The organism is Clostridium sp. (genome assembly GCF_051278035.1).
Lineage (GTDB): Bacteria > Bacillota > Clostridia > Clostridiales > Clostridiaceae > Clostridium_AD.
In genome coordinates, this window is the sequence record NZ_JBNMNU010000132.1 from 1 (window position 1) to 12340 (window position 12340).

Genomic DNA, 12340 nt, shown 5'->3' on the forward strand with positions numbered 1-12340 from the left:
TATTGCACAGTATTCACTAACCATAAGTTCATATTTTCCATAAACCATAATTTGAAGTGGTAGTGAGCTTTTAACAGCTATTTCTTTGATTTCTTTTTGATTTAATTCAGCACTAATACAAGTTCCACTAAGTATACTCTCATAAAAATCTGATGAATATCTATTAAAAATATTTAATTTATAATCTCCAATTATACTTATTTTCTTATTGAATCTATTAATTATTCCTAAATTCGCAGTAATAATACCTTTTACTTTGCATAGGTTTTTTTCGATGAACTCACATATGCTTTCAAATTCTTCCTTAATAATATTCGGAACTTTCAGGTATATATTTGCATCACAAGCATTAAGGCCTACATCGCACGCTCGCATAAAAGGATTTATAGCAATATTATCAAAACCCATTTCTAGCACCGCTGATAATTGAGGCTTACTTGTTACATATATAAGTGTCTCAGGTATTGTGTTATCTTTATTAACTTTAGGGTCTATATTTTTTTTCTCTCCTTGCATCCCTAATTTTTTGTTGTAATTAATCTGTATAATATTATTTTCTCTTTTATGTTTTCCAATTATATAATTTTGAACATTATCTATTAATTCTCGTCTCACTGAATTCAGAGCAGCCATTGGAAGGAATCCTTCTTCAAAGCTATCAAAAACCACTTCATTTATTTTAAACGGGGTATCTCCTGTTTTAGATAGATTTTGAATAATACGTAGGCTTTCTAATGGCTTATTTACAGCAGTTTGAACAATCTCTCCCAAAATGCGGAAGCTTTTTCCCATGTAACTCGCACTTATGCTAAGAGGCTTATTTACACTGAATTCTATTGAAAGATTTAAATCAATCTTCCTCTTATATTTATCACTATAACTCTTTGAAAGTTTATTCATAAGAGCTACATCAGAGATCTTATATAAAAAGTCTCCAGCTTTATATTTAGTAGGTTTTAACAAAACTTTATTCCCTTTTTCGGCCTTTTCTACTTCCATTCCATCCATAACAATCTTAGCTATAGAAAATCCATCATCAGAAAACATTATACCATCCTTTAAAGCCACATTTTCTAAAAGAGTTACTGACAAATCCGAGGCTACCTTACCTATTGGAAGTCCAGAATTTTTAGGAACCTTGTATGCCATCATATCTTTTCCGGTATTACCGTATAGATAAGCCTTTGAAAAACCTTCTCTATTAAATAATTGTGTTAAAATTTTAGTATCCACATCTAACTTTTGTATTGTATTATTATAAAAATTGTCTAGTGCCCTTCTATATATTTCTACCACACCTGCAACATATTCTGGCTTTTTCATTCTTCCTTCAATCTTAAGCGAAGAAGTACCCGTTGCAACTATATCTTTTAAGTTGTCTACTGTGCATATATCTTTTGGGCTTAAAAGATATGCCTCATCTGTCCTATTTGAGTGTTTATCTATTAGGGTGTAAGGAAGTCTACAAGGTTGAGCGCATCTTCCTCTGTTCCCACTCCTACCGCCAATAATACTACTCATAAGGCACTGACCTGAATAACATATACATAAGGCTCCATGAACAAAAACCTCTGTTTCAATTTTTAATGTATTAGATATGTAATTAACTTCTTTTAAACTAAGCTCTCTTGATAAAACTATTCTTTTAAAACCCATATCTTTCAAAAGCTTAGCACCTTCGCCATTATGAATCGTCATTTGTGTAGATGCATGCATCTCAAAGTCCGGAAAATTATTTTTCACTAAGTATATAAGTCCAGTATCTTGAAGAAGTAATGCATCGACTCCTATAGTATATAAAAATCCTATATACTCCATAATTTCTTTTAATTCATTATTTTTTACTAAGGTATTTACAGTAACATATACGCGGACACCATAAATGTGGCAATAATCCACTGCCCGAGTCATATTCTCATTATCAAAATTAAAAGCAAAAGCTCTTGCTGAGAACTTGCTTCCTCCTATATAAACTGCATCTGCGCCCATTTGCACTGCAGCTATTACGCTTTCCATACTTCCAGCCGGGGATAGTAATTCAATTTTATTCATTTTCATCTCTCCTAATAACGTTCTATGTCTTATTATACAGTAAATGTTGTGATAAATTAAGAGATTAAGAGATTTTATATTAAAATAACTCAAATTTTATACTCATAGACACAATAATAGTAATGTAATATAATAAAAAATAGACTAACTGACTTCCTTATTATTTATTAAGGATGATTAGCCTAAAAATTTTACTAATGGAGATATGAATATGGCGATAAAAAATAGTATTAGAAATATTGGAATAGTTGCACATGTAGATGCCGGAAAAACAACATTAACTGAACAGCTACTTTATCAAAGTGGTTCAAGCAGAATTTTAGGTAGTGTAGATAAAGGTACAACCCATACAGATTCTTTAGATATGGAAAAACAAAGAGGTATTTCAGTAAAAGCTGCTGAAATTGATCTTAATTACAAAGAAACTAATATCCATGTTATAGATACCCCTGGACATATTGATTTCAGTTCTGAAGTAGGAAGAAGCATAGGTGTTCTAGATGGATCAATAGTAGTAGTATCCTGCGTAGAAGGAGTACAACCTCAAACTGAGGTATATTTTAACGCTTTAAAGGAATTAAATACACCTTCAATATTCTTTATAAATAAACTGGATCGTATGGGGGCCTCCCCAAGTAAAACTATCAAGGGTATGAAAAAGCTTCTTACAAACAATCTTGTACCCTTACAACTCGTCGATGAAAAAAATAACGAGTTTATTGTTACCAACATATTTAATCAGGCTAATTATGCAAAAAATATATTGGAACTAAAAGATGATGCTTATAAGAAGTTACTTGAGGACATAATAGATATGCTAGGTAATTATAATGAAGAAATTTTTAATCAATTCTTTGAAGGTACTTTAACCCTAGGAATGCTGAAGGATGAGATAATTCTGCAAGCGAATAAAGGCATAATTTACCCTGTGCTTTATGGTACTGCATTAAAAGGTGAAGGAATTAAGGAGCTTCTTGACGGAATAATAGATTATCTACCTGGCCCAGAGGATTTGGATAATTCCAAGCTCTCGGCAATGGTCTATAAAATCTCTCATAACAAAACCCTAGGTAAAATAGCTCATATTAAAATTTTTAGTGGATCAATATCGACTAGAGATGATATTTTTAATGTTACTACTAACAAAAATGAAAAAATTACTATGATAAAAAAAATGAATAATCAAAAAATAATTGATGTAGCGGCGGCTTGTAGCAGTGATTTGGTACTAGTGAGTGGTTTAAATTGTCGCACATATGATGTCCTTGGTAGCAAAACTCATATTCCTAGTATACAGACAATTACAACGCCACTTCTTACTTTAAGAATTTATTCGAAGTTTCAAGAAGACTATATAGCTTTAGTTGAAGCTTTAACGCGGCTGCAAGATGAAGATCCACTTCTTAACATGCAATGGATAAAAGAAAAGAAAGAAATTCATATACGGATTATGGGCAAAATTCAGATTGAATATATCGAAGCTATTTTAATGGAAAGATTTAGCCTACAAGTATCTTTTGGTCCACCATCTGTTATATATAAAGAAACACCAATAGCAAAAGTATATGGTGAATCTCGTTATACTATGCCCAAACCATGCTGGGCTATAGTTGAATTTCTAATTGAGCCGCTACCAAATGGAACTGGACTTATCTATGAATCTAAAGTAAGAACTGAAAAAGTTAAAATGAAGTACCAACGAGAGATAGAAGATAATTTAGATAGAATTTTAAGTCAAGGTATTCACGGCTGGCCAGTAACAGATTTAAAGATAACCTTTATAAAAGGTGAAGACCATGTTATGCATTCACGTTCAGGTGACTTTGCCGCCTCTACTGCCATGGGCATCATGAGAGGGCTATATGAAACAGGCACTTCACTACTTGAACCAATAATTAAATATAGAATTACTGTGCCTGAGAATGTAGGAGGAAGAGTTTTAAATGACATTACAAAAATGCGTGGCAGTTTTGACGCACCAATCATACATAACGGTACTTTTACAATAAAAGGAAAAATTCCTGTATCCACCTCCCTTGAATACCCTGGAGACCTTGGCAAAATTTCTTCTGGGAAAGGCATTATGACAACAGGATTTTCAGGTTATGAACCATGCTCATTAGAACTCGGATCCACAAGGGAAAGAATAGGGGTTAATCCAATAGACAGAGCTAAATTTATACTTTATGTACGAAATGCATTATAAAAAAAATCATCTAAAGATATTTAGATGATTTTTTAATATTACCTGTTTATTTCAAAAATATAAGAGAAATATCTTAGATAAGGATAGAAGCTACTCTAATTAAGAATTTCTAAATACGTTTTATATAATTCCTTTATTGATCCATTAAAATTATAATTTTCATTAACATAATTTTTAAGTTTACTATCTTTACGTTTTTCAAACCCGCTCTTTACTGCTTTTAAGATACTTGCATTATCATATGGGTCGCAATATAGAGCCATATCCTTAAAATATTCACTAGCACAGCCCTCTACAGTTGATACTATGTTACAACCACTTGCGGCTGCTTCAAGTGTAGATAAGCCAGGCATTTCTACAAAACTGGGTAGCACATGCACCTTTGCAAATCTATAAGCATTATATACATTGTAATTATCCATAAATCCTAAATATACCACATTTTCATAATCAGTACATTTTTTGAGATACTCTTTGTCATTGCCACTTCCTATTAGAACTAACTTTTTTCCTAATTTAGCACATACATCACATAGTGCAAGTTGATTTTTACTCTCGCATATTCTTCCCACAGATAAAACATAATTGTTTAAATTATATCTCTCGTTAAAATTATATAGTGGTATCTCTTCATCCTCAACTTCTACACCATTATAGATAACTCTACATTCCGTATTAACTTTAAATTCATTTTGAATAAGCCTCTTTTCTAATTCACTATTACAAAATATAACCTTACTCTTTTTCAAAATTTCCTCTTTATAACTTCTACAACTATCATATAACGCTATGCTTTCAACTTTATTGTTTATAGTATTATATTTTTTCATATCCCAGTGCATAGGTGATATTACTAAATGTTTTTTATAATAGTTTGCAATCTTATAGTATCTATATGTTTCGCCAGTATTTGCGATATTAAATAAATGTACTATATCATAATCGGAATAATCGTATATTCCCCCATTATTTATATCAACGGTTAACCCTAACTTGCGTAGATACTCAGCGGTCTTAATTACCTGGACAGAATCCCCTGCTAAATTCCTAGAATAATCTTGTCTAACACACAATAGAATTTTCATGATGCATTTCCCCCTATAGGTTGCTACTTTTACAATATAACTATGCTAACTTATAAATATTTATCACATTTCACTTTACATAATATGATGTTAACCTTATTATCTATTCTTTTATTTATATACTATTAATATATACTGTAAAAGTTTCTATATATTAATTCAAAATTAATGTTAGATATAATTAAAGCACCTATAATTAATATAGGTGCTTTATAATAGAATTTTAGGATTGTAATTTCCAAAGGTATTCTCCTAGTTTATCAATATAACCGATTCTTTTGCCTATCTCAACTCTTGCAATTCCATCAGTAAATTCATATGCTTCTTCATAGACTGCATCTATTACTATTTCACCAGTACAATCTATATAACCCCATTTATCTCCCATTTGAACGGCTATTAAACCTTCACTTACAATATCTACATCATCAAATATAGTAGGTATTATAATACTGCCACTTTTATCAATAAACCCGTATTTTTCATTGTTAGAAATTGCAGCGATTCCATTATAAAATATATCTGCCCATTGAAAGCTAGGTTTAATAACAATATCTCCCTTGTCATCTATAAATCCATATTTATCTCTTATTTCAACTGGTGCTAAACCCTCATTAAATTCTCCTGCCACACTGAAATGAAGTGGTATAATATTTTCACCTAGCATATTTATGTATCCATACTTACCCTTAGTACAAATAGGCGCTATACCATCTTTAAACGCGTAAGCATAGTCGTAATTAGATTCGAGTATAACCTTTCCATCTTTATCTATATAAGCTATTTTACCGCCTATTTGAACTGCTGCAAGTCCTTCACTAAAATCCTGAGCATCTAGAAAATTCGTTGGAACTACTTCAGTACCTTCGTTATCTATATAACCCCACATATATCCACTTTTCACTGCAGCTCTTCCTTCCATAAAGAAATTAGCTTCTTCATATTTTGGCTCCACTATAAGCTTTCCTCGCATATCAATATATCCACTCAAACCTTCTAATTTCACTGCTGCAAGACCTTCGCTAAACTGCTGAACATCATCATACACAGGTTCAATTACAAACTCTCCAGCCTTATTAATAAAGCCATACTTATCTTCTGTACTAGCTATTGCAAGCTCACCATCAAACTCCTCAGCATAATCAAATTTATTTTCTATGACTAGAGTACCGTCCCTATCTATATACCCATATTTCTTTTTTAATTTTACAGGATATAAGTTTTTATCAATATTCATAACTATAACTTCCTTTCTTATATATCTAGTATAAATTTTAACTACAGTTTCTATTTAATTTTAAAATTACGACCAATTAAAATTATAAGATTTTTATCTACACTATTATTATACACTGAAATGATTTAAAATAAATCAGTAATTTTTCTTTGTTGATTTATTTTAGATGTTATAAGCTTTATTGTAGTTTTTTACTGTTTTATAAGTACCATTATTTAAAAATGTTGACATTATAGATGAAATTATAAAATTTCTAATTTTTTTATAATATTATTAAAGTATTTATCATATATAACGATATAGAAATGTATTGTTAATATATAAAAACAGGGGGAATAATTTATTATGAATATTTTATCTAAAATTAGATCTAAAATTAGATCTAATTTTAGATCTAATCATTTATCACTTAAACTAAAAATAGTAGTGTCTTCACTATTAGTACTTTTTACAACTTTACTTATTTTCTGCATTATTATGGTATCAATTGTAAAAAACAAAATTGAATTACAAATGAAAACCGATGGAAATATAATTGTTGAACAAATTCGACAAAGACTAACGTCTAATGTAAACATTACAAAAGAGCTAAATGAACAACTAAGTGAAAAAATCATTAGTTCAGCCTACCTTATTGGTAGTACACCTAATATAACAAATGAGTATCTTACGAAAATATCTAAGGAATTAAGTATCGATGAAATTAATGTTTCAGATGCCAGCGGAGTTATTATATTCTCTAATATGGCAGGTAATCTGAAATATAAATATCCAGAAGACCATGTAGTCCAAAAAATAATAAAAGATAAAGATTCACAGGTTATAGAAGGAATTCGTCAAAGTTCGAATTTAAAAGACAACTTTTATAAATACGGCGCTGTTGCAACAAAGAGTGGTGGATTCGTTCAAATTGGAATCCTTGCTAATAGAATTAATACTATTCTTAATTCTGTAAGTACTCAAGCACTTATTGATGAAATAGGTAAGGGTGAAAACATTGCCTATGCTTTAACTATAGGAAAAGATCTTAAAATACGTACACATACTGACAAGGAAAGAATAGGCGTAATATTAGATGATGATGGAAGCATAGCTGCAGCTAAAGATGGAAAAAACTACTCCTCTTCTTTTGAGTGGAAAGGCATAGACGTTTACGACGTATTAATTCCTATATATGAAGGGATAAACACACAGGTGCTGTGAATGTTGGTCTTTCTATGGAAAATGTTAAGTCTGCTATTAATTCTGTGTTAATTAGTTCTTTTTTAATAACCCTAATTTCTTTCTTAATAGGATCATTAATATTGGTATTATTAGTGTCAAAATTCATCAAACCGTTAAAAAAACTAGTAATCCTTGCTAAAGGTGTTTCAAATGGAGATTTAACAAAAGAAATTGAAATAAAATCTCAGGATGAAATAGGAATTCTAAGTACAAGCTTTAATGAAATGATTGTTAATCTTCGTGGCATGACTAAAGAAATTAGTAATATTTCCGAATCATTATTATCTTCTGCAGATCAGCTATTAAACTCTGGCGAACAAAGTTCCATGGTTTCAAATCAAATTGCTATGGCTGCTCAAGAATTAGCATCGGGTTCAGAAAAGCAATTTATTGCTACTGAAGATATTTCAAAAGACACTAAAGAAATTGTGAATAATATGGATACAATTAAACGAGAAATAACCAGTGTTGTAAACACTGCTGAAGAAACAAGTACTCTTGCTACTGATGGACGAACCAAAATGAATGATCTAGTAACTCAGATAAAAGTTATAAAAGATAAAGTAGATTACTCTGCTTCGGTAATAGAGACACTTCAAAAAACTTCCGATGAAATTGGAAATATTGCTGAGATCATAGACACTATCGCCTCTCAAACAAATCTATTAGCACTAAATGCCTCCATTGAGGCTGCAAGGGCAGGAGAGTCTGGTAGAGGGTTCTCAGTTGTTGCTGATGAGGTAAGAAAACTAGCTGAGGAAACCATGCAATCATCTAGCAGTATTAAAAACTTATACGAACTACTCAAGAAAATGCAAAAACAGCACTAGCATCAATTGAAGAAGGAAGTTCAGAAACCCAAAAGGGTACAATTAATGTGAAAAATGTTGATATTTCATTTACAGAAATTCTCGATGCCTTTGAACATACTAAAAACAAGTTAAGTATGGTAACAAATGATATATTGCACTCAAATGAAATTATTGAAAATCTATCAACTAGTTCTGAAAATATAACTAGAGTTTCAGAGGAATCTTCAGCTGCTACAGAGGAGGTTGCTGCATCAATCCAAGAGCAATCGACTACTATTGATGAGATGTCCTGTTCAATTAAGCAGTTAAGAGAAATGGCTAAGGATCTCCAAGACAGTATTAAAATTTTTAAATCCTAATATAGAAATCAAGTTTCTTAGAATAGTAACAGAATAACTTATAAAAATCTCCTTTTAAAATAGAGTTTGGCTAGAGATAAATTCTCAGCACTCGCTACTTTATAGGGAGATTTTAATATATATATATATACAATAATGCTTATAGAAGATTAACACTAACAGGGCAATGATCGGATCCTACTACCTCATTTAAAATATCGGCACGTTCTATTTTGCACAATAAATCCTGAGTTACAAAGAAATAATCAATTCTCCATCCTACATTTTTGTCTCTAGCCGTAAATCTATAACTCCACCAAGAGTATTTTATCTCTTAAACATGAAGATATCTAAAGGTGTCCACATACCCAAAGGATGTAAATTTATCCAACAAGCCCTCTCAATAGACAGGAATCCTGAATGCTTTTCATTTGCCTTTGGGTTTTTGAGATCAATTGCATTTTGGGCAGTATTATAATCCCCACAAATAATCAACTTTTTACCTTTTGACCTAAGTATTTCGCAGTAATCTAATAGTGCATCATAGAAATCCATTTTATACTTTAATCTTACATCATCTTTCTGGCCATTAGGGAAATATATGTTTAAAAGGGTGAATTCTTCGAACTCTGCTATTACTATTCTACCTTCACTGTCAAATATCTCTATCCCAATGCCATAAGTAACTGATATTGGTTTTTGCTTAGTATATGTAGCTACCCCACTATAACCCTTCTTTTCCGCACATGAAAAATATGCGTAATAACCTTCTATAATTTTATATAAGTGTTGTAATATTAATATATCATATTATCGGATATGGTAAAAGCACCTAAATAAATTAGGTGCTTTATAGATATTAATTTTCTACTTTAAATTTACTTACACTATCTCTTAAATTTTCAGCAAGAGCGTTTAAATTTTCCGCAGCGCCTACTATTTCCTGAAGACCTGCAGCTTGTTCTTCTGTAGAAGCACTTACCTCTTCAGCTGTTGCTGCTGTCTCTTGTGATACAGATGCTGCATTTTCAATTTTTTCACTTACTTTATCTTTGTAACTACTTATTTCTTTTAAAGAGTTATCTACACTATTCATATCATTTTGAAGTAATTCCATTGCACTTTCAATCTTCTTGAATGTATCATTAGTGGTTTGAACACTTTTACCAGTTTTAGCGTCTAACTCTTTAGAATATACTATTTGCTCCAGTACCTCATTAACACTTGTCCTTATTACGTTTATTACAGTATCAATTTCAGAAGCTGAAACTGAGGATTGCTCTGCAAGTTTTCTTACCTCTTCTGCAACAACTGCAAAGCCTCTTCCTGCTTCTCCTGCTCTTGCTGCTTCTATACTAGCATTTAAGGCTAATAGATTTGTTTGCTCTGTTATTGCTTTTATAGTATCAGTTATTGCGCTAATTTTATTTGAATTTTCAGCTAAAATTTCTACCTTATTAGCTACCTCATCATTAGCCTTAGTATTTTCTTCGAATACACTTCTTAAATTATTAACAACAATAATTCCTTCTTCAGTTGAGTGTTTAACTTCTAAAGATGCTTTAATCATATTTTTAGCATTTATAGTAGTTTTATTTACTTCTTTTCCGAGTGTGGTGGAATAGTTAACACTTTCATCGAGAATTTGAGATTGCTCATTTGCCCCCTGTGCAATTTGTTGAACCGCGCTTGCCACCTCATCGCCTACAGCATTTGATTGTTCGGTAGTAGCCGCTAAAGACTCTGCTGATTCCTTAACTTTATTTGAACTATCTACCACATTCCTTAAAACTATAACCATATCCTCTATCATATTATTTACCGCTTCAATGATTTGTTGTACTTCTAAGCTAGCATATTTATTTTGATTCACCCTTTGGGTAAAATCACCGTCCTTAATTTTAGCTAAAACTTTAATTAATTTTTCCATTGGTTTTGTTATTTTACCAGAAAATTTAGTTCCAACTGCAATTACAAATATAAGCGATAATACTAAAACTATTAAAGGTACTGTTAATCCTTCTAATATTTTTGCAGTTAGCTCAGTTACAGGAATAAATCCTACTATAGTTAAATTAGTTTTTTCATCTATAGATTTATACGCTAAATATTTTTCGCCATCTACAACTATATTAAGTTTATTTTCTTTAGAATCCATAATTTCCTTGATCCAAGGTTGCTTTTCTGAGTTTTGTCCTAAAATATCTTTGTTTTTATGGGCTATTATTGCTCCTGTACTGTCTATTATCGCAGAATAGCCATTCTCACCTAATTTAATATTAGTGACCATATTAGAAATCATGTCTAAGTCTATATCTAATCCAATGACTCCAACAAGTTTATCTTGGTCATCTTTAACTGTTTTTGCAAAAGTCATTACATATTTTTTAGTAATAGCATCCTCATATGGGTTAGTAGCAATTACTTTGCCATCATTACTATTTGCATCTTTATACCAACCTCTTGAGGTAGGATCATAACCGGAAGGCAATTCAGATTCAGGTTTAAGGTACATTTCCTTATCCAGAGTTCCGAGGTATATGTTTAACGTATCGGGATGAGTTTTTATAAAAGCATCAAAGCTTTTCATTAACCATTGTTCTGAATCAGGATTCACACTAATCATCACAGCGTTTGGATCATTGGATAGCATTTCTGTAGATTCATAGTTAGCTTTGTATAATGAAGATATAGTTTCGTTAACTCTTGATATACTTTGATTTGCTATACTATCAAATTCTCCTTTTAAATTTTTTGATAAACTGTAATACGTACCCAAAGAAATGAATAGTATAGGTAAAAATGATGCTATTATAAGCAATGATATTATTTGAAAGCTTAATTTTTTACCTTTTGATTTTTCTAAACCATTTTTAATAATTTTATTTTTCTTCATAAAATAACCCCCGATTCATAATATACTACTATATACTTCGATATATTTTTCTTTTTCTTTAGCGTAAACTTTAGAATTTATCAGATAATTCAAATTTTTTTATATATTAAAGTAAATATTAATTATTATTAGTCGTTTTAATTACAAATTTTCCACCAATCAAGTAGGTAGAAGTTGGAAATAAATTTCCGACTTCTTTCCTCTTACAGAACCGTACGTGCGGACCCCGCATACGGCTCCTGGCAAAACTAAAAATTATTATTCATAATAATTTGACAAGACACCGACCTGTATATCTGACAAGTGAACAAGCTTTATTTCTTTGAATCATGTATTTGGTAAAGCCATGTGTATCAATGCACAATTTGAATTTCTCCATCTTACCATTGATATTTTCTTGAATTCACCCTTATAACCTCTTCGCCTAAGTGCTTTATGCAAAGATTTATAGCTTTTCCATTCTTTCATCTTCTTCATTCTTAGCCTTCTT

At 31.0% G+C, this 12340-nt stretch carries 8 protein-coding genes and 1 pseudogene; 4 read left to right on the top strand and 5 right to left on the bottom strand.

The annotated features are described in order from the left end of the window. The coding region (locus ACJAX4_RS17170) for a DUF3656 domain-containing U32 family peptidase (RefSeq protein ID WP_435790671.1) at positions 1 to 2052 on the bottom strand (2052 nt) is incomplete at its 3' end. Positions 2053 to 2263: 211 nt separating this feature from the next. On the opposite strand from ACJAX4_RS17170, the gene ACJAX4_RS17175 reads away from it, so the two are divergent. Then, entirely contained in the window at positions 2264 to 4258 is a 1995-nt protein-coding gene (locus ACJAX4_RS17175) for a GTP-binding protein (RefSeq protein WP_435790672.1), read from the top strand. Positions 4259 to 4353: 95 nt separating this feature from the next. Here the strand turns inward: ACJAX4_RS17175 and ACJAX4_RS17180 are convergent, their stop codons facing one another. Beyond that, a complete protein-coding gene (locus ACJAX4_RS17180) occupies positions 4354 to 5343 on the bottom strand; it encodes a glycosyltransferase family 4 protein (protein WP_435790673.1) in 990 nt (329 codons plus the stop codon). Between the two features lie 223 nt (positions 5344 to 5566). Continuing rightward, positions 5567 to 6580, bottom strand: a complete 1014-nt coding sequence (locus tag ACJAX4_RS17185; protein ID WP_435790674.1) for a WG repeat-containing protein — start codon at positions 6578 to 6580, stop codon at positions 5567 to 5569. 345 nt (positions 6581 to 6925) lie between these two features. Between ACJAX4_RS17185 and ACJAX4_RS17190 the strand changes: the two genes are divergently transcribed. The 3 genes from ACJAX4_RS17190 to ACJAX4_RS17200 are packed head-to-tail and all read left to right on the top strand — an operon-like array spanning position 6926 to position 8975. Beyond that, entirely contained in the window at positions 6926 to 7783 is an 858-nt protein-coding gene (locus tag ACJAX4_RS17190) for a hypothetical protein (RefSeq protein WP_435790675.1), read from the top strand. Positions 7784 to 7797: 14 nt separating this feature from the next. Continuing rightward, a complete protein-coding gene (locus ACJAX4_RS17195; RefSeq protein ID WP_435790676.1) occupies positions 7798 to 8634 on the top strand; it encodes a methyl-accepting chemotaxis protein in 837 nt (278 codons plus the stop codon). Positions 8635 to 8681: 47 nt separating this feature from the next. Further along, positions 8682 to 8975, top strand: a complete 294-nt coding sequence (locus ACJAX4_RS17200; protein WP_435790677.1) for a hypothetical protein — start codon at positions 8682 to 8684, stop codon at positions 8973 to 8975. 139 nt (positions 8976 to 9114) lie between these two features. Here the strand turns inward: ACJAX4_RS17200 and xth are convergent. Both xth and ACJAX4_RS17210 read right to left on the bottom strand, forming a co-directional pair. Continuing rightward, a pseudogene (gene xth, locus ACJAX4_RS17205) lies at positions 9115 to 9749 on the bottom strand (exodeoxyribonuclease III); the annotation flags it as partial. Positions 9750 to 9813: 64 nt separating this feature from the next. Further along, a complete protein-coding gene (locus ACJAX4_RS17210; RefSeq protein WP_435790678.1) occupies positions 9814 to 11850 on the bottom strand; it encodes a methyl-accepting chemotaxis protein in 2037 nt (678 codons plus the stop codon). Positions 11851 to 12340 lie beyond the last annotated feature (490 nt).

Coding starts and splice junctions, on each gene's coding strand:
- ACJAX4_RS17175 (WP_435790672.1), top strand. CDS start 2,264: ATGGCGATAAAAAATAGTATTAGAAATATTGGAATAGTTGCACATGTA.
- ACJAX4_RS17180 (WP_435790673.1), bottom strand. CDS start 5,343: ATGAAAATTCTATTGTGTGTTAGACAAGATTATTCTAGGAATTTAGCA.
- ACJAX4_RS17185 (WP_435790674.1), bottom strand. CDS start 6,580: ATGAATATTGATAAAAACTTATATCCTGTAAAATTAAAAAAGAAATAT.
- ACJAX4_RS17190 (WP_435790675.1), top strand. CDS start 6,926: ATGAATATTTTATCTAAAATTAGATCTAAAATTAGATCTAATTTTAGA.
- ACJAX4_RS17195 (WP_435790676.1), top strand. CDS start 7,798: ATGGAAAATGTTAAGTCTGCTATTAATTCTGTGTTAATTAGTTCTTTT.
- ACJAX4_RS17210 (WP_435790678.1), bottom strand. CDS start 11,850: ATGAAGAAAAATAAAATTATTAAAAATGGTTTAGAAAAATCAAAAGGT.